We start from the raw sequence: 23,618 nt of genomic DNA on the forward strand, positions 1-23,618 counted from the left end.
TTGATGGAACAGGGCCGACAGAACGGACCGGAAAATCCGGTCCGTAAACCCTGGCTGGTAAATCCTGGCAGATACGGCCAGACACACAACCGGCAGTCTTCGCCGGACAGGAAAGGCAGGTGAGGGATGTCCTATAACACTTTCGGCCATCTGTTCCGCGTGACCACGTGGGGCGAGAGCCATGGCCCCGCCATCGGCTGCGTGATCGACGGCTGCCCGCCGCGCATCCCGCTCACAGAGGCCGACATCCAGCCCTTCCTGGACAGCCGTCGCCCCGGTCAGTCCGCCTTCACAACCCAGCGGCGCGAACCCGACGAAGTCAGCATCGAATCCGGCGTGTTCGAAGGTCATACAACCGGAACGCCGATCTCCCTGGTCATCCGGAACACCGATCAGCGGTCGAAGGATTACGGCGAGATCGCCCAGACCTTCCGCCCCGGCCACGCCGATCTCACCTATTACCTGAAATACGGCATCCGCGATTATCGCGGCGGCGGCCGTTCCTCCGCCCGCGAAACCGCCATGCGTGTCGCCGCCGGCGCCGTCGCACGCCGCGTCCTCGGCGATGCCGTCCGGGTGCGCGGCGCCCTCGTCCAGGTCGGTCCGCACGGGATCGACCGCGACCGGTGGGACTGGAACGAAACCACCAGCAACCCCTTCTTCTGCCCCGATCGCGAAACCGTCCCCCTCTGGGAGCAGTATCTCGGAGATATCCGCAAATCCGGCTCATCCGTCGGCGCCGTCGTCGAAATCGTCGCGGACGGCGTGCCACCCGGCCTGGGTGCCCCGATCTACGGCAAGCTGGACGCCGATATCGCCGCCGCCCTGATGAGCATCAACGCGGTGAAAGGCGTCGAAATCGGCGACGGTTTCGCAACCGCCGCCTATACCGGCCCCGAAAACGCGGACGCCATGCACATGGACGGCCGCGCCATCGCCTTTGAATCCAACCACGCCGGCGGCATCCTCGGCGGTATCTCCACCGGCCAGCCGGTCGTCGCCCGCTTCGCCGTCAAACCGACCAGTTCCATGCTCACCCCCGTTCCCTCGGTCAATGTCGCGGGTGAAGACGTCCAAGTCGTGACAAAAGGACGACACGACCCCTGCGTGGGCATCCGCGCCGTCCCCGTCGGCGAAGCCATGCTCGCCTGCGTGCTCGCCGACCATATGCTCCGCCACAGAGGCCAGATCGGGTAAAATCTCCCCGTATCTTCCGGACAGTCACGCCACAAACCTCTCCGCAGAACAGACAGGATCGTCCTCCCTCTCTTGACGATCCCGTCCGCCGGTCCCCATCGTCGGAACAGTCACGACGTACCGGTCAGTCCCATGAACACCTATTTCACCCCGTCAGACCGGCAGCCGCAGCGTCCGCATGTGTTCGCGCTCGTCGTCGCGGTCACCTTCCTCTCCCTGCTCGTCTCGGCCGGCGTCCGCGCCACCCCCGGCGTACTGATGATGCCGCTGCAGGACGCGCTCGGATGGAGCAGGGCAGGGATCTCGGCCACCGCCGCCATCGGCATCTTCCTCTACGGATTCGTCGGCCCGTTTTCCGCCGCCCTGATGCAGGCCGCCGGCATCCGGCGCACCCTGACCGGAGCCCTGCTGCTGATCGGCATCTCCACCGGCCTGTCGCTCGGCATGACCCGCCCCTGGCAGTTCCTGCTCACCTGGGGCATTTTTTCCGGCCTCGGCACCGGCGCCGTCGCCATGGTGCTCGGCGCCACCGTCGTCAACCGCTGGTTCGTCGCCCGGCGCGGAACCGTTATGGGCCTCCTCGCCGCAAGCACCGCAACCGGCTCACTCCTCTTCCTCCCGGCTCTCGCCGCGCTCGCCCACCATTATGGCTGGCGCGCCCCGGTCATCGCCGTGTCCGCCGCCTGCCTCCTCATGGCGCCCCTCGTCGCCTGGCTCCTGCCCGAACACCCCGCCGATCGCGGCCTCCTCCCGCACGGCGCGCCGGATGATTACGAACCGCCAGCCCGCTCCGCCCGTAACCCGCTGCATGACGCCATCGCGGCCCTGACAACAGCATTACGGAAACGGGATTTCTGGTTCCTGTTCCTGACATTCTTCGTCTGCGGCTTCACCACCAACGGCCTGATCGGTACCCATTTCATCGCCATCTGCGCCGATCACGGAATCGGCGAGGTCCCCGCCGCCGGCTATCTCGCGATGATGGGCCTGTTCGACCTGTTCGGAACAACAGCCTCCGGATGGCTGACAGACCGGCTGGACGCACGCTGGCTCCTGTTCAGCTATTACGGCCTGCGCGGACTCTCGCTGATCGCACTGCCGTTTATCGACTTCTCGCCTGAAAGTCTGATGATCTTCGGCGTGTTTTACGGTCTCGACTGGATCGCGACCGTCCCCCCGACACTGCGCCTCGCCAATCACGCCTTCGGCGACCGGGCCGCGCCCATCGTGTTCGGCTGGATCGTCTTCGGCCATCAGATCGGCGCCGCATGCGCCGCCTCGCTCGCCGGACTGCTCCGGCAGGAACAGGGAAGCTACCAGGACATGCTGGTCCTCGCCGGCTGCGCAGGTCTCATCGCCGCGCTCATGGCCCTCAGCATCGGACGAGGCCCTCACCCCGGCGCCACTCCACGCAGCACCACCTCACAACACCCTGCTCAGACCGAACCAGCCTGACAACACCATCGCTTTTCAGAAACCCGCCTTCCGGCGCCTCTCATAAGAAGCCGCCATCACCAGAGCCGCAATCCACCCGATCACCGTCCAGCCCAGCAGAAGATTAACCGCAAACACAGCAGGCTTCCGCATCGTGTCACGCACACAGGCAACACCGAACGGAACGAAATAGACAACCAGCCCTACAACGGAAATCAGCACCGTGAAAACAGGCGGCAGCCCCAGAATCGTCAGACCTTTATACCGCCCCTGAACAGCCGGAGCAGCAGGAGACACCGGTCCGGCAGAGCCCGGCGCAACTCCGGACTGCCCCGCCGCCGATCCCGCTCCCTGCACCGCGCCGGCAGTCCCGCCCACAGTCCCGCCGGCCACCCCCACCGCAGGCGTCCGCAGCAGAGCCGCCGCATCGTCATCCGAAAGAAACGTCGACGCATCAGGCCGTTTCGCAACACGCTGCCATGCCGCAATCGCATCCCGCGTCGCCTCGCCATACACACCGTCAGCAACCGACCCCGCCGGCAGCCAGCCCCCGTCAATCAGCTTCTGCTGCAGCGCGATATGCTCATCGAGCGGCCGCCGCGATTCTTCCAGAGCTGCTCCCGAAAGACGCCCGCGATATTTCTCCGCCAGCCCGTCCATCCCGGCAATGTAACAGGAAGCCCCGTCCGCCGGCACCGTCTGATCCGCCACACCCGGAACAGGCAACCCACACTGCACATTCATGGCGTTCTGATCGGCAATAACCTCCCGCTTCAGCGCATCCCATCCGTCCGGTCCAACACGCTGCCGCAATGCATAATAAACCTGATCGAATTCCAGCTCATGCTTCGCCGCCTCGCTGTCCCGGCACAGCATTGCCGCCACCCCGTTCCGCTCCGGCGGCGGCGAACAGGAAAAATCCGGACGATACTGCCCCGATGCAGCTGTCTCCGATGCAGCCAGAGCAGAAGAGTCCGGAGTAGAAGACGATGGCGCCATGACCGAAGCCACCTGCGCCTCTGAAACATAACCCGCACTGAGCAGAAACGACGCCAGAACCTCCGGGAAAGGCGCAGGCCGCTTCTCCGCGTCAGAACAGGTCTTCGGATTTCCCTTTTTCAGATCGCAGAGAGTCGGAAGAAACGCTTTGTCCGGATGACGGTCATAGCGGGACAGCATCCAGGACCAGCCCTGCGAAAACTCACCCATCCGCGCCTTCATCGCCACATAATCGGCCATAAAACCGTTCGGCTCGGATTTTCCCTGCTGAATCCAGAAATGCTCGCTCCGCTTCAGACTTCCTTCAAGCCAGGGCCGCACCGCCGGATCGGTCGTGATGTCCGAAAGCCTGCCCACATGATACCGCCAGATCACGTCAGGCGTGTACGATCCGGCATGGGACGCAAACAGATAGAGAAAACGCCCGTCCTGCGTGATGATCTCCGGCACACCGTCCCCGTCGGCATCCGCGAAACCCGGCCGGTCCTCACCGCCGAGTTCATCCGGAGATGTCGCCGTCCACCGTCCCCGAGCATCCCGCCCGATGATCGAAGTGATCGCGCAGCAATGCGCTCCCCCCGTATAAACCGACGCGACAACCTGCGGCACGCGCGATGCCGCATCCAGCCGCCGCAGATCGATCTGCAGATCCGACAAACCGCTGGCCTCGTCCCCGTAAGGACTCAGCGGAGCCGTAAACCTCGCCGCCGCGCCACGCGCGCCGCTGTCCTCAATACTCAGAATCGCCATTTTGCACGGCGCGGGCGGCGCGGCAGCCTGATCGCCCAGAAGCGTCGGAACCGCGCATCGCCGCGTCGGGGCAACCGTCACCCGTACCCTCAGCCCTCCGGCCGAAACCTCCAGCCCGCTCCGGTCCCCGAGCTCGGCATGAGCAAGCGGCGGCGCCGGTGCAGCCACCGCCACACCGGCACCGATCCAGGCGCTGCCTCCACAGAGAGCCGATACCGCAAAGCCCGCAATCAGCCGGACGGCGTAACCTCGTATTCTGCCACGCATAATCCAGCCTTCCTCCTGCGGTTACGGGACGTTACAGCGTAAAAGGATGACCGGCTACAGAGTTCACCGCTCAGCGTCCGCTTCCATAAAAGCAGGGCAGGGGACAACGCTCTCTCCGGTCCCGCAACAGGATCGTCCTCATCCACGGGAGCCTCTCAGGTGATGCGTCTCTCTTGCCTTCCGGGAACCCGCACGACACCATGTCAGGAAATGACCCAGGTAAGACATGCCGGATAATCACCTCTCAGAGTCACACATACAGGCCGCACCAATAGCGGCCAAAGCAACACTCCCCCCCGGTCCCGACACCGGCTCAGGCCCTGACTCCCATTCCGGCAAAAAACAGACCCGTCACGGGAAGCGCGACAGCAGTGCCCCGGACGATTCAGCCCTCGCCATGCTGCGCGGCCTCGCCGGAAGCCAGCCCGTCCCGCATCCACCCTCACGCTTCACCTTCATCGACCTCTTCGCCGGCATCGGCGGACTGCGCCGCGGATTTGACGCCATCGGCGGCCAGTGCGTCTTCACCTCCGAATGGAACAAATTCGCGCAGCAGACCTATGCCGCGAACTTCCCCGATAACCGTCCGATCGCCGGCGACATCACCCAGGTCAGCACAGCGGATATCCCCGATCACGACGTCCTCGTCGCCGGTTTCCCCTGTCAGCCCTTCTCCATCGCCGGCGTGTCAAAGAAAAACTCCCTCGGGCGCAGCCACGGTTTCGCCTGTGAAACCCAGGGCACCCTGTTCTTCGACGTCGCGCGCATCCTCAGAGACAAACGGCCCGCCGCGTTCCTTCTGGAAAACGTCAAAAACCTGCAAAGCCATGATGGCGGCAGGACTTTCGACGTCATTCTCCGCACGCTGAGAGACGAACTCGGTTATCATGTCTGGCACCGCGTGATCGACGCAAAACACTTCCTGCCGCAGCACCGCGAGCGCATCGCCATCGTCGGCTTTCGCGAAAATGTCCCGTTCAGCTGGAACGCACTGCATCTGCCGGAAAAAGGCGCATCCCGCCTGCGCACCATCCTTCACCCGGAAGACGGTTCCGAACCCGCCGAATCCCCCTTCACGGAAGCCCCGGACGGGAAAGTCAGCCCGAAATACGTGCTGACGGACAAGCTCTGGGCCTATCTGCGGAATTACGCCGCAAAACATCAGGCCGCCGGAAACGGCTTCGGCTTCGGCCTCACAGGTCCCGACGATGTCGCACGCACACTCTCCGCACGATATTACAAAGACGGATCGGAAATTCTCGTCAGCCGGGGCGAAAACAGAAACCCGCGCCGCCTGACCCCCCGCGAATGCGCCCGCCTCATGGGCTATCCGGACACGTTCCGCATCCCCGTCTCGGATACCCAGGCCTATAAACAGTTCGGAAATTCCGTGGCCGTCCCCGTTTTCACGGAGGTCGCCCGCATCATGGCCCCGCATATCGCCACGCTCCTGGAAAACCCCGGCTCAGAACAGATCGCCGACCTCGTCACAGAAACGTTCTGACCATGGCGGACGTCCACGATCAGGCCACCCGCAGCCGGAACATGGCCGCAATCCGCGGCAGCCACACAAAACCCGAACTCATGATCCGCAAAGCCCTGCACGCCGCCGGCTTCCGCTTCCGCCTGCACGTCCGCGACCTGCCGGGAAAACCCGATCTCGTCCTGCCGAAATATCACGCCGTCATCTTCGTCAATGGCTGCTTCTGGCACCATCACGACTGTCATCTCTTCCGATGGCCCGCCACCCGCGAACCCTTCTGGCGCGAGAAAATCGGCCGTAACGTCGCCAACGATGCAAAAGCCAACGCGGCTCTGCATGAAGAAGGCTGGCGGATCGCAACCGTCTGGGAATGCGCCCTGAAAGGAAAAACCCGCCTCACGCCAGCCACCGTCATCGAAAAACTGACCGTTTGGCTGCGCTCGGAAAACGACAGCCTGACCATCCGGGGCACGTAAAACCCGACTGCACCTCTCTGACATCACCTCCGTAATGTCTCGTCGGCAAGTCACCTCCCGGGCATTCACTTGCGGTCACCATCACCCGGATCAGCATCCCGGCCAGTGAGAACCAGACAAACAAAAGTCAGATCGGAAAATCCTGATCAGATCAGCACAGATCAGAACGCAACAGATCAGCGTGCTATGTCACTCCGTCCACCGAAACTGTCCCCCAGCCAGTTCTCCATCAGCCGGAAAGACTGCTTTGCCGCCCCGGCGTCGTAGCGGCAAAGCCCCGTCGTCGCCGTCGCCTCCGTCTCGGTAAAACAATGGACGGCATGACCGATAATCACAAACTGCCACGGAGCCGGACTCAGCCGCATCTCCCGCGTGAAGCCCGCGAAATCCGGAGACGTCGTGTCATCATCGGCGCCGTTCATAACCAGAACCCGCGCCCTGATCTGTTTCGCAAGCTCCGGATCGTCCGTGGTCAGATTACCATGAAAAGACACGACAGCCGCCACATCCGCACCATTGCGGGCCAGATCCAGAACCGCCGCGCCCCCGAAACAGAACCCGATCGCCGCCAGACGCCCCGTGTCCAGCGGCGCGCTGCCCGCCTGCGCCTTCAGTCGCGTCAGCGCGTAATCCACCCGCCGTCGCATCAGCGCCCGGTCGGCCAGCAGCGGCTGCACCGCCGCCCGTGCCTCGGCAGCGTTCTTCGGCCGCACCGTCGCGCCATACATGTCCGTCAGCAGAATGACATAACGCTGCCCGGCAATCTGCTCCGCCTTGCGAACCGCATTGTCATTGATGCCAAACCACGCCGGCACCATCAGCAATCCGGGCCGCTTCGCCGAAACGGCATCGTCATAAACCAGAACACTCTCAAAGCGACTGTTCTCAAAATGCCAGGAAACCGGTTTCGCAACCATCCTGGCCAGCGCCGGCCTGCCCGCAGCGAGCCCCGCCCCCGTCAGCACCAGCATGACAGGCATCAGCACGCCCGGCACCGATACGGAAAAACACCGCCATGCGTAACGGCGGAACAGCAGCTTCAGCATAGGCACCCCGATAAACACACTGGCTCCAGACATACCGGTAACTGCACATGGCAACTTCACACGGGCAACTGCACGCAGACAATCGCACACCGATTATCAGCCGCCAGCCATCAGCGTCCGGACATCGCCTCTCTGGCCACAACCCGGCATATCCCCTGGCCCAGACCCGGCAAAGTCATGTTCCGGCCTGAAACAGCCCGCGACAAGTCTTTTCAGCATCCGCCAGCCCGGTAACAGCCAGATCATTCCCCCATCAGCCAGATCAGAAACCCGTCATCCGCACCCTCAGGACCGGAACGCCCAGCGCACCGCCTCCGCCGCCCCGAACGTCGCCGCTCCCACAAGCGGCGCACCAGGCCCGGACGAGGACAGACCATGCATCTCACGCGCCCAGTCCGGCAGCATGTCGATCGCCGCCTGCGTCAGCAACCGCTGTATCACCGCCCCGCCTGGAAAAGTCGTCGTGCTCTCCAGCAGAAAACGACAGACCTCCCGGCTGCGCGCATCGCTGCGAAGCTCCGGCCGCCTGGCATCGATCTGCCGCAGCGCCTCCCGCTCCGAATACGGCACAGGATCAGCCCCCAGCCGTCGCCCGAACTGCGCCATCTCCAGAAAATACCGGTCCCGGTCCTCCCGGCTCATCCCGGGCTCCCCAAACCGCCGCCAGCCCGCCAGAAAACTCCGCGTCTCGGTCAGATGCACCCAGGCCAGCAGCGCCGGATCGTTCGCCCGATATGGCGTCCCGTCCGGCAGAACCCCCGTCACCCGTTCATGGATCGCCCGCACACGCGCAATGGCCGCCAGCGCGTCCTCACGATGGCCATAGGTCGTCACCGCGATAAACCGCGCCGTGCGCCGCAGCCGCCCCGCCATGTCCTCACGGAAATTCGAATGATCCCACACACCCGCAAGAACCGCCGGATGCAGCATCTGCATCAGCAGAGCCGTCATGCCACCCACCGTCATCGATACGACATCGGCATGAACACGCCGCACGACACTGCCAGGCGGAAACAGCACGTCCGTCGTCTGCCGAACAACTGGCTTTTCACCCCGGCTCCGGTCATTGAAAACATCGGAAATCCGACGCGCAAGCCGCTGCTTCAGAAACCGGCTCCCGGGAATCTCAGGCAGGCGGGGCAGGGGCGATGACATACGAAAACGTCCTGACTGTTTTTCTCTGCTAACACGTCACCCCACACAGGGACGCAGCACATCACGATAACACAGCCGCGCGCCAGTCCCCGTATCGCAACTCGCATATCCCGCATGGAAGACCCGCCATCGACCCATACACCGCCACCCCGGTCTGACCCTCAGCCCCGCCTCTGAACGAAGGCGGGATCACAGCGTTTCCCATCAGCAGGGACAACACCGCCGGGCAACCGGCGGCCCTGCTCCCATCAGCACCCAGAACGATCCGGAACACAAACCCGGAACACAAACACAGACAGGTGATGTCATGATCCCGGTGTTTCTCGACGACACAACCGACCCCCGTGCGCCCCGCGAAAGCGGCTGGTACATCATGGACGGTCAGCGCATCCTCGAAGAAGGTCCCTTCACAAGCCGCGAACAGGCCGCACTCTGGCTGGACTCAACAGAACCCGAACCCCCGTCCGACATCCCCTGAACACGGAAGAAAGCCGCACTCAGAGGAACTCTGTCCCCTGACGAGCCTCAGGGCAAAACCGGTAACAGTGCGAACCATCTGTACGACAGCACCTTCACCGGACCAGCAGTTCCGGGCGGCGAAGCGGAAGGTCCACTGTCGGATGGTATGCCGGTCAGCCGGACAGTCCCGTGAACACTTTTCGCGACGGTCCGGAGCCGAGAGATTTCCCTCATTCATCTCTTCCCCGAAGCAATTTATGATTTCCTGCACGCCTCGTCGCACTTTCTGAACGGGGACGCCGCGCGACCTGCCCCTGAGCCGGCCGCTGGCGACAGACCAGCAACAGGAGAATATCCATGAGCGATGAACAACTGAGCCGCGCGCCGGTGCCCGATCAGGCAGAGGACAACGCCTTCTTCCCGTCGAAATATTCCCTGACCCGATACACATCCCCAAAGACCGATTTCGACGGCACGACCTATCCTGAACCCTACACGGGCGGAAAGTGGAAGATCCTGATGATCGGCACGCAGGAGCGGTATCTGATGATGAAGGGCGGCGAGTTCTTTTCGACCGGCAATCATCCGGTTGAAACACTTCTGCCCATGTATCATCTGGACGCGGCAGGTTTCGAAATCGACGTCGCGACCATCTCCGGCGATCCGGTGAAGTTCGAGTGGTGGGCGTTCCCGCACGAGGACGAGGCTGTTAAGGCGACCTGTAAAAAATACGAACATCAGTTCAGGCAACCGAAGAAACTTGCAGATGTGATCGGCAAAGGCCTCACTGCCGAAACCCCCTATCTCGGCGTGTTCATCCCTGGTGGTCATGGCGTGCTCAACGGCGTTCCGTTCAGCACGCAGGTGGGGGACATCCTGCGCTGGGCGCAGGCTGAAGAACGCTTCACAATCTCGCTCTGCCACGGACCAGCCAGCCTCCTGGCTACGGCGGCCGATGGTGGTCAGTTCGCTTATGACGGTTACGAGATGTGCGTCTTCCCTGACAGCCTGGACACCGGCGCCAACATCGAGATCGGCTACATCCCCGGGCCGATGGCATGGCTGGTCGGCGAAAGCCTGCGCAAGCACAACGTCAGAATCCTCAACACAGGCATCACCGGTCAGGTTCACCGCGACCGTCATCTGCTGACAGGCGACAGTCCGCTGGCGTCAAACAGGCTCGGTAAGCTCGCGGCTTCGACACTGCTCGAAGCTGTCAGTCAATAAACCCGGATCTGAAGCGGCTGCGCGGCGTCATGTCACCGCGCAGCCACACTGCCGATTCTGCGCACGAAAACGCAGGATGCAGCCGGACACCCGGTCCGCCCGTCCGGAAGGAAGCCGGCGATGATCGCTTCATGCTGTTTGCGGTATCCTCTGCGCGGGAAGAGATCGCTGATCGCACTGACCGGGTCGCGGGCAACTGGTCCGGTGATGGCTGCTTTCGGAAAGTCAGCGGAGATTCAGAGTGTTTCACCTGAAGCGCAGGCAGTCACTCCGGCAACCACGAACCGCCCCGGACCCGCGCCACAGTCTCCCTCCGGCACGTCCATGACAGAGACCGCACTGCGCCACCCGCATACCTGCCTCTCCGGACCACGCCGCAAAACCCGGACAACAACCAGACCATACCCGCATCTCACTTCTCCCCCACCTTGCGAGACGAGACCGTCTCGTCTACCACTGACTCCGCCATAACCCGTTCAGGCGCACGCCCGGAAGGAGTCCCGCATGGGGATGAAACGACACAGCGGGCGTCCCGACACCAGAATGTCGGAAGAACTCGACGCCCTGATCCTCCGCACAGCCGCACGCCTGTTCGGCGAGCAGGGCTACGCCGCCACCTCCATCGAACAGATCGCCGCCGTCGCCGGCGTCGGCAAACAGACGATCTACCGCCGCCACCCGTCCAAGGAAGCCCTGTTCAGGAAAGTCATCACCGAACTCGGCAGCAGCTTTCTCACCGCCGCCGAACCGCCGGCAGACGCCGTCTCCACAGATCCCGTGCTCGCCCTGCGCAAGGCCATGCGCAGGCTGCTCGACCTCGTGCTCGCCCCGGAAACCATCGCCCTGAGCCGCACCTTCATCGGCGAAGGCTGGCGCTTCCCCGACCTCGTGGAACACGCCGGAGCCCACTTCTTCGACCCGCTCGAACAGATGATCTCAGGACTGCTGAAAGCCGTGGACAGGGCCGGCCGCCTGAAAAGCGGCTACGACCTTCAGGAAACAGCCGAAATTCTCTCGGGCCTGCTGCTGGGACGCCCTCACCAGCAGGCCCTGTTCGGCCGTCTGGCCCTCGTCACACCACAGGAACGGGACCGCTACATGGACCAGGGGTGGAAAGCCGTCATGACCAGCCTTCTGAAACAGCCGGACACCACACGCCCCGCCGGAGCCGAAGCATGACCCGCCCGCCCGCCGTAACCGGCCTCACACTCGGCCTCATCGCCCTCCTGCTCAGCAGCTGCCACAAAAAACCCGCGAAACCGGACATCCGCCCGGTCCGCTCCATCGTGATACAATCCCCGGGCAGCACAGCGGATAACGATACAGGCAACACCCTGACCGGCCAGATCACCCCCCACCGCTCCGTCACCGTCGCCTTCCGCGTCCCCGGCAAGATCGTCGAGCGCGCCGTCGAGGCCGGCAGCATCGTCCACGCCGGACAGCTCCTCGCCCGCCTGGACGACACCGTCGCCCGCCAGGCCGTCCGCGCCGCCCAGGCCGACGCCGACGCCGCGCGGGCCGCCCTCGCCCAGACCACCCCGCTGCAGAAACGCGCAACCGCGCTCATGCCGGTCAACGCCATCTCCCGCAACGAATACGACGACGTCATCCGCCGCTACAAAACCACCCAGGACGAGGTCCAGGCCACCCAGGCGCGGCTGCGCATCGCCCGCGAGGAGCTGGACCACACCCGCCTCACAGCCGACACAGACGGCGTCATCACCGACCGCCTGGCGGAAACCGGAGAAGTCGTCGCCGCCGGCCAGCCCGTCCTGCGTATGGCCACCGACACAGGACGGGACGCCCAGTTCGACATGCCGGCGGATTTCCTCCGTGACGGTCTGGCCCCCGGCCAGATCATGACCGTCTGCCTGGACGCGGACCGCACCGTCTGCACCGACGCACAGATCTACGAGCTTTCCCCGGACGCCGACCCGCTCACCAGAACCTACCGCGCCCGGGCGCTCCTGCGGCAGCCACCCCCGGCCATGACCCTCGGATCGGTCGTCACAGGCCACCTCGCCGGCGGCGCATCCTCCGGCATCCGCCTGCCTCCCTCCGCCCTGACCACGCAGGACGGCAAACCCGCCGTCTGGATCGTCAGACCCGACGGCCCGACCGTCACACCGCGACAGATCACCATCGCCGGCTACACCGCCGGCAGCGTGACCATCGCCTCCGGCCTGAAACCCGGCGACCGCGTCGTCACCGCCGGCGTGCAGGCGCTCGTGCCCGATCAGAAAGTCTCCCTGCTGGATGAAGCCGATGTCCGGCCCTGAAACCACCACCCCGGACACCACCAGCCCAGGCACCGCCACGCCTGAAAAAACAGTCCCCGGAAACGCCCCCGGCGCACCCGTCTCCGAACCGCCCCCGCCCGGCGGCGTCAACCTGTCCGGCTGGTCGCTCCGGCATAAAGCGCTCGTCCTGTTCTTCATGATTCTGATCGGTGTCGCCGGCATCCGGTCGTATTTCAGCCTCGGCCGGAACGAAGACCCGCCCTTCACCGTCAAGACCATGGTCGTCCAGGCCTTCCTGCCCGGCGCCTCCGTGGAGGAAACAGCCCATCAGCTGACAGACCGGCTGGAGAAGAAACTCCAGGAAACCCCGTATTTCGATTACGAAAAAAGCTATACCCAGGCCGCAAAAACCACGATCCTCCTCAACCTTCAGTCCGGCACGCCAAAGGCGCAGGTGCCCGACATCTGGTATCAGGTCCGAAAAAAGATCGGCGACGACAAGGTTTTTCTCCCTTCCGATACCGTCGGCCCCTTCTTCGATGACGAATTCGGCGACACCTACGGCATCATCTACGGTTTTACCGCCGACGGCTTTTCCTCCCGTGAGCTGAGAGATTACGTCGAGACAGTCCGCGACGAACTGCTGCACGTCCCCGATGTCGCGAAAATCGACACGCTCGGCGCGCAGGATGAAAAAATCTACGTCGATTTCTCCGCCCGCCACCTGGCCCGGCTGGGCATCAACGGCGCCATGATCGCCGCCGCGCTCAAAGCCCAGAACACCCTCATGCCGTCCGGCACCATCGATACCGGCAAGGAACAGATCCTCGTCCAGCCAACCGGAAAATTCGGGTCCGCCGAAGACATCGCCAACGTCACCGTCTACGCCGGCAACCGGAAGATCCGCCTCGGCGACATCGCAACCGTCACCCGCACCTACTCCGACCCGCCGCAGACCATGTTTCGCGTCAACGGCCAGGACGCCATCGGCCTGGCCCTGTCCATGCGCAGCGGCGGCGATGTGCTGGCCCTGAAAAAAAATATCGCCACGAAAATGGCCGAACTCCACGCCCGCATGCCCATAGGCATCGAGGCGCACCTGGTCGCCAATCAGCCCTCCGTCGTGCAGGCCGCCGTCGGCGATTTCACCACCGCCCTGTTCGAGGCCATCGCCATCGTCCTCGGCGTCAGCTTCCTCAGCCTCGGCGGCCGCGCCGGCACCGTAGTCGCCTTCTGCATCCCCTTCGTGCTGGCCGTCGTATTCGTCTGCATGAAATCCTCCGGCATCGACCTGCAGCGCGTCTCCCTCGGCGCCCTGATCATCGCCCTCGGCCTGCTCGTCGACGACGCCATGATCACCGTCGAAAGCATGGTGAGCAAGCTGGAGGAAGGCTGGGCCCTCACTCGCGCCGCAACCTTCGCCTACGTCTCCACCGCCTTCCCCATGCTGACCGGAACCCTGGTGACCGTCGCCGGCTTCATCCCCGTCGGCTTCGCCCGCAGCATCGCCGGAGAATACACCTTCTCCCTCTTCGCCGTGGTCGGCATCGCCCTCATCGTGTCCTGGTTCGTCGCCGTGCTCGTCGCCCCCCTGATCGGCGTCGCCATCCTGAAACCGGAAACCGCCAGAGAAGCAAAGAAACCCCGAAACGGCCGCATCCGCGCCACCTTCGAACGTATCCTTCTCCGCTCCATGCGCCACCCGCGAATCACTGTGCTGGTAAGCCTCGCCGCCCTCGTCGTGTCCATCCTGCTCGCGCCGCTGGTGCCGAAACAGTTCTTCCCCGCCTCCGACCGCCCGGAACTGCTCGTCAACCTCTCCCTCCGCCAGGGCGCCTCCATTAAAGCAACCGCCGACATCTCCCGCCGCCTGGACGCCATCCTGCGCAACGACCCCGATATCGATCACTGGAGCTCCTATATCGGCCGCGGCGCCATCCGCTTCTACCTCTCGCTGGACGAGCAGCTCCCCAACGATTTCTTCACCCAGACCGTCATCGTCGCGAAAAGCGCCAAAGCCCGCGAACATCTCAGACTGCGCCTGGACGAACGCCTGAGCCGCGAATTCCCGGATATCGTGCACGGCCTGTTCCCGCTGGAACTCGGACCGCCCGTGGGCTGGCCGGTCCAGTACCGCCTCAGCGGCAGAGATCCCGATAAAGTCAGGCACTACGCCCAGCAGGTCGCCCAGCTTATGGCGAAAAGCGGTCAGCTCCGCCTGATCAATTTCGACTGGGGCGACCCGGCCCGCAAACTGCGGATCGACGTCCGGCAGGAAGACGCCCGCCGCCTCGGCCTCTCCTCCGCCGCCATCGCCCTGATCATCAATTCCACCGTCACCGGCATCACCGCGACACAGCTCCGCGACAGCATCTACCTCGTGGACGTCGTCCTGCGCGCCAGCCGCGAGGAGCGCCTCTCCATCGAGGACCTGCGCAACCTCGACATCCGCCTCCCCGACAATCAGACCGTCCCGCTCTCCGCCGTCGCCGATGTCTCATATGTCCAGGACTACCCGCTGATCTGGCGCCGCAACCGCCTGCCGACCATGACCGTTCAGGCCCAGCTCCAGGACGGCGTGCAGGCCGACGCCGCCGTCGCTGCACTCGCCTCCGACATCACCGCCTTCAACAGAAACCTGCCTTACGGCTACCACGTGGATGTCGGCGGAACCGTCGAGGAAAGCGCGAAGTCACAGGCTTCGGTCGTCGCCGTCATGCCCGTCATGGCCCTGGTCATGATGGCCGTGCTGATGATCCAGCTCCAGAGCTTCAGGCGCCTCGCCCTCGTGCTCAGCGTGGCCCCTTTCGGCCTCATCGGCGTGGTCGCCGCACTCCTCCTCACCGGCCACCCCATGGGCTTCATCGCCCTGCTCGGCCTCGTCGCCCTGGTCGGCATGATCATCCGCAACTCCGTGATCCTGGTGCATCAGATCCAGATCGAACAGGAAAGCGGCAAACCGGAATGGGACGCCGTGCGCGACGCCGCCATGATCCGCTTCCGACCCATCATGCTCACCGCCGTCGCCGCCATCCTGGGCATGCTGCCCATCGCCTCCAGCGTGTTCTGGGGTCCCATGGCCGACGTCATCATGGGCGGCCTCGCCGTCGCCACCGTCCTCACCCTGATCTTCCTGCCCTCGCTCTACGTCATCTGGTTCCGTGTGTGCGAACCCGCACCGAAGGACGCGAAAGGGGCAACCCCATGATCCGCCCCCGCTTCCGCCTCGCCCCCCTGCTGCTCGCGCCGCTGCTGCTCGCCCGCTGCGCCTGGCTCGCCCCGGACTACAAACGACCCTCCCTGCCGCTGCCGGACAGATGGAACGGCGCAGCAGCCGTCGCCCGTGACGATTCAGAATGGTGGCACAGCTACAACGACCCCGTCCTCGACCAGCTGATCGCCGACGCACTGAAAGACAGCGACGACATCGCCCTGGCGAAGAACCGCCTGAGCCAGGCCAGAGCCCAGTACGGGTACGCCTTCGCCAACCAGCTCCCCGCCATCTCGGTCGTCGGCGCGGACGCCTACGGCCAGGTCCATCTCAATGAATCCCTGCCCATTCCCCAGAAAATGAGCAATCTCGGCTTCGTCGGCGGCATGCTGACCTACGAGGTCGATCTCTGGGGCAAAAACGCCAGTCTGAGCAACGCCGCGAAAGCCGGCGTCCGCGCCGCCGCCTGCGCGGAGGACGCCGCCCGCCTCTCCGTCTCCGCCGGAACCGCGAAACTGTATTTCAGTCTCCGCGCCCTGGACGCCGAAGTCGCTATCCTCGAAGACGCCGTCCGCACCCAGGACGAACTTCTGGCTCTGGTGCAGCGGCAATACGATGTCGGCGCCGTGGACGCGCTCCTGTTCCAGGCCGCCACCGAACGCCGCGACACCGCCCACGCCGCCCTCCCGGACGCCCGCGACCAGCGCGACCGGGCGGAAAGCGCCCTCGCCGTGCTCGCCGGCCACTCCCCGAAAGACATCGCTCAGAACGACATCAGCCGCGGCCGCGATCTTTACGATCTGACAATCCCCGAGCCAGCCCCCTCCGTCATGCCCTCACAGCTGATCGAGCGCCGCCCGGACATCGCCATGCACGAACAGATGCTGATCGCCAGCAACTTCAACATCGGCCACGCCCGCGCCGCCTATTTCCCGTCCCTCTCGCTCGCAACTCTTGCCGGCGTGAACAACATCGATCTCAACAACCTCTACCGCGCCACCACACGCTCATGGGCTCTCCCGGCAGCCATGGCCGCCCCGGTTCTGGATTTCGGCCGCACGGAAAGCGGCGTGAAACTGGCCCGCGCCGCAAAGAACGAACAGGTCGTCCTCTACCAGCAGTCCATCCGTACCGCCTTCAAAGAAGTCCGCGACGCCCTGCTTGCCGAAAACACAGCCGCCGACCGCGACAACAGCGATACCGAACGGGAAAAAGCCGCGGAAACACGGCTGCATCTCACAACCCTGCGCCAGGCCGAAGGCTGGTCCAGTCGGATCGACGTCCTCGCCGCCCGCTCCACACTGGAGCAGGAACAACTCACCCGCGTCGCCGCCCGCCTGCAGCGCCTCGACGCCTCGGTCGATCTTTACAAAGCCACCGGCGGCGGCTTTCGTATGTCCCGCTGAAGGCCTGAGGACTGCTCTGCAGGATGGAACAGTGCGATCGGAATCCCGTCATGTCCGAAATTTTCGCCATGCTTGAGGACATTTCGGACGAGGTCAGAAGACCGGCAAAAAATGTCTTGTTCAGGCAGGGCGATCGCGCGGAATTTATTTATTTCGTCCACACAGGCGCTCTGAGAACAGACCACCAGTCCGAGGACGGCCGCAATCTGGTTCTCGATTTTTTATGGGAAGGCGATTTCCTCGGCCTCGCCGAAAATGAATCATATTCCCGCTCAGCCATAACGCTTGTGGATTCCATCCTGAAACGCATGCGCCGCGACAGCGTCCGAAAACTGTCGCACAGATATCCGGCTATCAAGGATCTGTTTCTGGCCCAGAAAAAAGCCTCCCTGGCCGCCGCCAGAACCCATATCATCCTGCTGTCCTGCCCGACAGCCGTGGAAAAGATCGTCGGATTTCTCGCCGCCTGCAGTGGACGATCCGAATATTTCGACAGACACACCAATGTCCTCACGCTCGTGATGAACCGAAAAGACATCGCGGATTATCTGGGAATATCCTTTGAGACCATCAGCAGAATATTCAGTTATCTCGAAAATGAAAATTACATCAGAAGAATTGATTCACGCACAATAAAACTGACCGAAAAAATCATGAACAATCTGATCTGCTGATATCCCGGAAAAGACATCCGGCGAGCCCCGCAGGCGATATATGGCGGCCCTGCATCACGACATATCCTCAGAGCCCGGACAGATCACCCGGAACACGCTCTCCGGACGCTTCAGACGGTCAGAATCCGCCGCACCGGCAACACTCCCCGAAAACCAGCAAGGCCGGGCAGGGGAGGGGAGCACGCTCCCGCCCCGGTCAGAGCGTGGCAGGCCGGAAAGAAGGCACACGAAGCGGATGGCGCTTCAGCCACGCCGTCACAGGCCGGTCGAAATACCGCCAGGCAAACCACCCCGCGAGGAGACATCCTGAGACAGACAGAAGAAAAATCGCCACCGGTGAAAGAACACCCTTCCTCGCCAGCGCATAAATGAAGAGCCCGAAAAATCCCTGCGCCACATAAAGCGGATAGGACATTTCCCCGAGAAACCCATCGAAACGCACAACCGGACGATCCGCCGCCGCCGACCCGAACAACACAGCCGCCGGCAGAACAAACAGCACGGCCGGCACAGTCCAGGCATTTCCGGCCACAGGCGCGAACAGCACGAAGGACAGAAGTACGAAGGACAGCGCCGGCCAGAGCGGATTCCATCTCAGAACATTGCGGAGCCGATAAACAAGCACCCCGGCAAGAAAGCCATACGCAGCCCGGAGATAGCCATACCATACATCATGGATGGAAGGACCGAGATACAGCGAGTGACGATGGAGAAACGCCAGAACAATACCCGCCCCTGAAAGTATAACCAGTACCGCCAGAAACGATGTCCGCATCCCCGAAAGAAAACGCGCCCAGACGAGATTGATCGCCATTTCACAGGACAGAGACCACAATGATCCGTTACCGGGAAAAACAAAGTCACCCGGCTCCTGCGTGACCCACAATTTCGGAATAAGAAACAGGTTGACCAGCGAATACCCGACGATCACCGGAACCGGATCGGTCCGGACATGCGCATATGTCCTCATGATCAGGAACCCACAGCCGAGAATGACCGCCAGACAGGATAAAGGCATCAGCCGCAGAACCCTGCGGCGCACAAACTCTCCGTAACTGAGCTGGCCCGCCGCAAGCTGCCCCTCATTCGCGCTGGCAATGACAAAACCGCTGAGAATAAAGAAAAAATCGACGGCCAGATAAGCATGAGGCATGTAACTCCGCACCTCAGCCGCCTGCAGACTATGCAATAGACAATCGAAAGCGCACTCATGCCGCGCAGCGCATCAAGAAATCGGTAATGGATCTTCCTGTCCATTCGGATATTCCTTAAATACGATTATAAATATATTAAATGAAATCGAATACAGTAAAGGCGAACAATAAAATTCCGGTTCCGCAGTATTCCGCGTCACCATCGTCACGCGCGCATTCATGCGCCGCAGTACCGCCTGTGCGCCACAACAATTCCAAAGTACAACTAAATGTGACTTTTCGTCACGCAGAGACAATCCCCACCTCACACCAGAAATGCAGTCCCGTGATCGCTGCGCCCCGCACGGGCACACAATTTCCGCTATAACCACAGCCGTAAGATCAGGGAGGCCCCGCAGTGGACTGGCTCACGCCCCGACCCGAAGGACTGTTCTGCGTCCCCGGCGATTTCTACATCGACCCACTGCGCCCCGTCGCCCGCGCCGTCATCAGCCACGGCCATTCGGATCACGCCCGCCCAGAACACGACCACGTCATCGCGACCCCGGAGACACTGGCCATCATGCGGCTGCGCATGGGAGAAGACCGCGCCGGCGCGATCCAGCAGGAAATCCCGTACGAAGAGCGCCTCTCCCTCGGCGACGTCACAATATGGCTCGCCCCCGCCGGACACGTCCTCGGAAGCGCCCAGATCGTCATCGAATACCAGGGGCAGCGTGCCGTCGTCAGCGGTGATTACAAACGCACTCCCGACCCGACCTGCCGCCCCTTCCAGGTCGTCCCCTGCGACCTCTTCGTCACCGAGGCCACCTTCGCGCTGCCCGTCTTCCGCTCACCGGACCCGGCCCACGAAATCGCGAAACTCCTTCACGATGTCCACCTCTTTCCGGACCGCACCCACGTCGTCGGCTGCTACGCCCTCGGAAAATGCCAGCGTCTGATCGCACTCCTCCGTCAGGCCGGCTATGACGCCCCGCTCTGGCTGCACGGCGCCCTGCTTCCCATGTGCGCACTCTATGAAAACCACGGCATCGAACTGGGTGAATTAAAACCGGCAACCGTCGCGCAGAAGGCGGAACTGCGCGGCGGCATCGTCCTCGCTCCCCCTTCGGCCATCGCCGACCGGTGGGCGCGCAGACTGCCCGACCCGGTCGTTTGCCTCGCCTCCGGCTGGATGCAGGTCCGGCAGCGCGCAAAAGCCCGCGGCGTGGAACTTCCGCTGATCATCAGCGACCACGCCGACTGGGACGCGCTGCTCACCACCTGCGAACAGACCGGCGCCCCCGAAATCTGGGTCACCCATGGCCGCGAGGAAGCCCTCATCCACGCGCTCGGACTGCGCGGCATCAGAGGCCGCGCCCTGCGCCTCGTCGGCTATGAAGCGGAAGACGAGGAAGACATCAGCGAGGCCACGGAATGATCGCCTTCGCCGCCCTGCTGGAACGTCTGGCGTTCACACCGTCGCGCAACGCTAAGATCGCGCTGCTGAAAGACTATTTCACCATGGCGCCCGACCCGGACCGGGGCTTCGCTCTCGCCGCCATGGCCGGCGCCCTGTCGTTCTCCGCCGCGAAACCCGCCATGCTCCGCGCCCTCGCCATGGAACGGACCGACCCGGAACTGTTCGCCTGGTCTTACGATTATGTCGGTGATCTCGCGGAAACCGTCGCCCTCATCTGGCGCAGTGAAACCAGCCACCCGGACCGACCGCCCCCGGCCCTCGCCGAAGTTGTGACCGCGCTCCACACAACACCTAAAGCCGAACTTCCGGAACTCGTCGCCGGCTGGCTCGATGTCTCGGACAGCTCCTCGCGTTACGCCATCCTCAAACTCATCACCGGCTCCCTGCGCGTCGGCGCCTCGGCCCGCCTCGCGAAAACCGCACTGGCGGAAATCGCCGGCCTCGCCCCGGACGAAATCGAGGAAGTCTGGCACGGCCTGGAAGCCCCGTACCGCCCGCTCTTCGCCTGGATCGAAGGTCATGCTCCCCGCCCGGACCCGCAGGACGCCCCCGTATTCCGTCCCCCCATGCTCGCCCAGCCCCTGGACGACGTGGATCTCGCCACCTTCGATCCCCACGCCTGGCGCGCCGAATGGAAATGGGACGGCATCCGCGTCCAGCTCGTCAGCTCTCCCGGCGGCGAACGCGTCTACACGCGCACGGCGGAAGACATCGGCCACGCCTTTCCCGAACTGGTCGCGATCATGAGCGATCTCGGCAGCCACGTCGTTCTCGACGGCGAACTGCTGGTCATGCGCGACGACGAGCCCGCTCCCTTCGCCGACCTGCAACAGCGCCTGAACCGGAAATCACCCACCGCCGCCATGCTGCGCGATCTCCCCGCCGGCGTCCGGCTTTACGACATCCTGTTCGAGGACAGCGAAGACCTCCGCCCCCTCCCGTTCGACGCGCGCCGCAAACGGCTGGAAGCATGGTACGCCCGCCTCAGTCCGCCTCGCATGACCCTGTCCCCGCTGATTCCGTTCGAAAACTTCAGCGAACTCGCCGTCCTCCGTTCTTCCGCCCGCGAGGAAGGGATCGAGGGCCTGATGCTCAAACAGGCCGACAGCCCCTACGTCCCCGGTCGCCCGCGCGGCCCCTGGTGGAAATGGAAACGCGAGCCGCTGACCGTCGACGCCGTCCTCATGTACGCGCAGCGCGGCCACGGCAAAAGAAGCGGCTTCTATTCGGACTACACCTTCGGCCTGTGGCGGGACGGCGAAACCGGGCGCGAACTCGTCCCGATCGGCAAAGCCTATTCCGGCTTCACCGACGAAGAACTGAAATTTCTCGATCGCTGGGTCCGTGAACACACCACCGCCCGTTTCGGCCCCGTCCGCGAGGTCGAGCCCGGACTGGTGCTGGAAATCGCCTTCGACGCCGCACAAAACTCAAAACGCCACAAAAGCGGCGTCGCCCTGCGCTTCCCCCGCGTGTCCCGACTCAGAACCGACAAACCCGCCGCCGAAGCGGACGATCTCGCAACCTTCATCCGGGCCTTCCTGTGAAACTCTGAGGTCCTGAATCTCTGAATCCCGGCACAGTCAGAATTTGATCTGAAACATCGACATCACGGACTGAAACCGCTCCGGCGAACGTCCGCCCGTCACACGCCCGTACTGATACTGCAGCGTCAGACGGATAATATCGAACGGATACCAGTTCAGCCCCGCCGTCCAGATTTTCTGGTCCCCGCCCGACCACACCGGCGCCCGCAGATCGGTCCGGGAATACCGTGCCGCCGCCTCCAGAACCCCGGTGCCGTCACACATCACCGTCTGACGCCGGTCACAGACAGGATCGGAGAACGCTCCGCTTCGCGCCTTCCATTTCCGGGGCGACCCGACAAGCGTATACGCCGCCATGCCATACCAGCCATTATAATGGATCGTGTTCACCACCGCCGGCGACCGCGTGTTGACAACAATCGTATAAGCCTCCCCCTGAACGAGAAGCCGCCGCCACTGAACCGCCGCCTCCAGCCCGAACGCCCCCGCGCTCCGGGCGGGAATGCTTCCCGTGCTGAGAAAATGACTGACCGCGCCGTTATTTCCCTCAGGCGTGTCCGAAAAGGACACGCTGCGACCATCCGGACCATCATTCGCAGGCCGAAAAACCCACTCCCCGGAAAACCCGAGATGAACCAGCGCGTCACGACGTTTCAGCGCCAGTCCCGCAACACGAAACGCCATGCCCCGCTGATTGCCGTCATGCTCCGGACCGGAAGTGCCCGCCGTCGCCGAGACCGCGACATGATACCGGTCGCCAAAGGTCTCCGCCTGAACTGCCTCACGCTCGATACCTGCGGCAAGATCACGGGTCACCGTCGAGATCGCCGACCGCTCGATGAAAACCGTGTCGCCCTGCGCCTCATCCGATTCCAGCCCGAAACTCGGCTTGAAAACCCCGACCGTGAACCGGAAATGTTTCAGCCCCGTATAGGAAATCGCCCCCTCGAACAGCCGCATCGGGCCCCCAGGCGCCGGACCGAAATCCCAGATCCCGCCAATCTCCACCTGATCCCGGATCGTGACCCGCGCCCCGTTCCTCAGACGCGCCCCTACGGCGCCGGTCCCGGGATGAGCCGGTTCAGCCGACGGAAAGCCACCGATATCAAGCTGATCGGTCGCATACGGTCTGATCGTGATCCCCCCGAACGTAAAATCCGGAATCGTCCCCCCAAACGCCGGCCCGACGGACAGAAACTCCATCATCGCAAGGGCAGTCACTGCCACAACGCCCTTCAGTCCTGCAGAACCACAGGCTCCGCCCCGACGCATGGCCAGATCAGATTCACAGATTTGCCCGGCAGATCCCGCCAGGGCAGCCAGTCCCTTCACCGCCATCCCGTCCGACACTCTCGCCACTGCCGGGGAATATGCGTCGGAGAACATCACACCTGGTTTCCGCAAAGCTCCGGCTCCCGATCCCCGACAGCC

General features: G+C 63.5%; 18 protein-coding genes. 13 read left to right on the forward strand and 5 right to left on the reverse strand.

Features of this window, described 5'->3' with window-relative positions; genetic code table 11:
• Positions 1–126 precede the first annotated feature (126 nt).
• A complete protein-coding gene (aroC, locus tag GOB93_RS06085) occupies positions 127–1,197 on the forward strand; it encodes a chorismate synthase (RefSeq protein ID WP_173582613.1) in 1,071 nt (356 codons plus the stop codon).
• 72 nt (positions 1,198–1,269) lie between these two features.
• Positions 1,270–2,652 (forward strand): MFS transporter, encoded by a 1,383-nt coding sequence (locus tag GOB93_RS06090; RefSeq protein ID WP_242010572.1) that lies wholly within the window; start codon positions 1,270–1,272, stop codon positions 2,650–2,652.
• Positions 2,653–2,667: 15 nt separating this feature from the next.
• Here GOB93_RS06090 and GOB93_RS06095 read toward each other — a convergent pair whose 3' ends face one another.
• Positions 2,668–4,647: a superinfection immunity protein gene (locus GOB93_RS06095; protein WP_173582615.1), complete on the reverse strand. Its 1,980-nt coding sequence runs from the start codon at positions 4,645–4,647 to the stop codon at positions 2,668–2,670.
• Between the two features lie 226 nt (positions 4,648–4,873).
• Between GOB93_RS06095 and dcm the strand changes: the two genes are divergently transcribed.
• Positions 4,874–6,151, forward strand: a complete 1,278-nt coding sequence (dcm, locus tag GOB93_RS06100; RefSeq protein ID WP_173582616.1) for a DNA (cytosine-5-)-methyltransferase — start codon at positions 4,874–4,876, stop codon at positions 6,149–6,151.
• A gap of 2 nt (positions 6,152–6,153) precedes the next feature.
• On the forward strand, positions 6,154–6,606 hold the full coding sequence (locus GOB93_RS06105) for a very short patch repair endonuclease (RefSeq protein WP_173582617.1): 453 nt from the start codon (positions 6,154–6,156) through the stop codon (positions 6,604–6,606).
• A gap of 176 nt (positions 6,607–6,782) precedes the next feature.
• Here the strand turns inward: GOB93_RS06105 and GOB93_RS06110 are convergent, their stop codons facing one another.
• Positions 6,783–7,685: a dienelactone hydrolase family protein gene (locus GOB93_RS06110; protein ID WP_242010573.1), complete on the reverse strand. Its 903-nt coding sequence runs from the start codon at positions 7,683–7,685 to the stop codon at positions 6,783–6,785.
• Positions 7,686–7,937: 252 nt separating this feature from the next.
• Entirely contained in the window at positions 7,938–8,807 is an 870-nt protein-coding gene (locus tag GOB93_RS06115) for an oxygenase MpaB family protein (protein ID WP_173582618.1), read from the reverse strand.
• Between the two features lie 307 nt (positions 8,808–9,114).
• Between GOB93_RS06115 and GOB93_RS06120 the strand changes: the two genes are divergently transcribed.
• From GOB93_RS06120 to GOB93_RS06150, 7 genes are all read left to right on the forward strand, one after another.
• The gene (locus GOB93_RS06120; RefSeq protein ID WP_173582619.1) at positions 9,115–9,285 is read left to right on the forward strand and encodes a hypothetical protein; all 171 of its coding nucleotides are present in this window, start codon (positions 9,115–9,117) and stop codon (positions 9,283–9,285) included.
• Positions 9,286–9,623: 338 nt separating this feature from the next.
• Positions 9,624–10,493 carry a glyoxalase III HchA gene (gene hchA, locus GOB93_RS06125; protein WP_173582620.1) on the forward strand — a complete coding sequence of 290 codons (870 nt, stop codon included), beginning with the start codon at positions 9,624–9,626 and terminating at the stop codon, positions 10,491–10,493.
• 510 nt (positions 10,494–11,003) lie between these two features.
• Entirely contained in the window at positions 11,004–11,672 is a 669-nt protein-coding gene (locus GOB93_RS06130; protein ID WP_242010574.1) for a TetR/AcrR family transcriptional regulator, read from the forward strand.
• Positions 11,669–12,772, forward strand: a complete 1,104-nt coding sequence (locus GOB93_RS06135) for an efflux RND transporter periplasmic adaptor subunit (RefSeq protein WP_194299994.1) — start codon at positions 11,669–11,671, stop codon at positions 12,770–12,772. The genes GOB93_RS06130 and GOB93_RS06135 overlap by 4 nt, the downstream gene beginning before the upstream one ends.
• Positions 12,759–15,941 (forward strand): efflux RND transporter permease subunit, encoded by a 3,183-nt coding sequence (locus tag GOB93_RS06140; protein ID WP_173582622.1) that lies wholly within the window; start codon positions 12,759–12,761, stop codon positions 15,939–15,941. The genes GOB93_RS06135 and GOB93_RS06140 overlap by 14 nt, the downstream gene beginning before the upstream one ends.
• Entirely contained in the window at positions 15,938–17,350 is a 1,413-nt protein-coding gene (locus GOB93_RS06145; RefSeq protein WP_173582623.1) for an efflux transporter outer membrane subunit, read from the forward strand. Before GOB93_RS06140 ends, GOB93_RS06145 begins: the two co-directional genes overlap by 4 nt.
• A 50-nt stretch (positions 17,351–17,400) precedes the next feature.
• Positions 17,401–18,024, forward strand: coding sequence for a Crp/Fnr family transcriptional regulator (locus GOB93_RS06150; protein ID WP_173582624.1), 624 nt, complete (start codon positions 17,401–17,403; stop codon positions 18,022–18,024).
• A gap of 196 nt (positions 18,025–18,220) precedes the next feature.
• Here GOB93_RS06150 and GOB93_RS06155 read toward each other — a convergent pair whose 3' ends face one another.
• Positions 18,221–19,177 carry an acyltransferase family protein gene (locus GOB93_RS06155; protein ID WP_173582625.1) on the reverse strand — a complete coding sequence of 319 codons (957 nt, stop codon included), beginning with the start codon at positions 19,175–19,177 and terminating at the stop codon, positions 18,221–18,223.
• Positions 19,178–19,575: 398 nt separating this feature from the next.
• Here GOB93_RS06155 and GOB93_RS06160 point away from each other — a divergent pair, with 398 nt between their 5' ends.
• Together GOB93_RS06160 and GOB93_RS06165 are read left to right on the forward strand one after the other, a co-directional pair.
• Positions 19,576–20,598 (forward strand): ligase-associated DNA damage response exonuclease, encoded by a 1,023-nt coding sequence (locus GOB93_RS06160; protein ID WP_173582626.1) that lies wholly within the window; start codon positions 19,576–19,578, stop codon positions 20,596–20,598.
• Positions 20,595–22,187: a cisplatin damage response ATP-dependent DNA ligase gene (locus GOB93_RS06165; protein WP_173582627.1), complete on the forward strand. Its 1,593-nt coding sequence runs from the start codon at positions 20,595–20,597 to the stop codon at positions 22,185–22,187. Before GOB93_RS06160 ends, GOB93_RS06165 begins: the two co-directional genes overlap by 4 nt.
• Before the next feature lie 36 nt (positions 22,188–22,223).
• On the opposite strand, the gene GOB93_RS06170 is transcribed toward GOB93_RS06165, so the two are convergent.
• The gene (locus tag GOB93_RS06170) at positions 22,224–23,573 is read right to left on the reverse strand and encodes an OprO/OprP family phosphate-selective porin (RefSeq protein WP_242010575.1); all 1,350 of its coding nucleotides are present in this window, start codon (positions 23,571–23,573) and stop codon (positions 22,224–22,226) included.
• Positions 23,574–23,618: the final 45 nt, after the last annotated feature.

The organism is Acetobacter musti (assembly GCF_011516835.1).
Classification (GTDB): domain Bacteria; phylum Pseudomonadota; class Alphaproteobacteria; order Acetobacterales; family Acetobacteraceae; genus Acetobacter; species Acetobacter musti.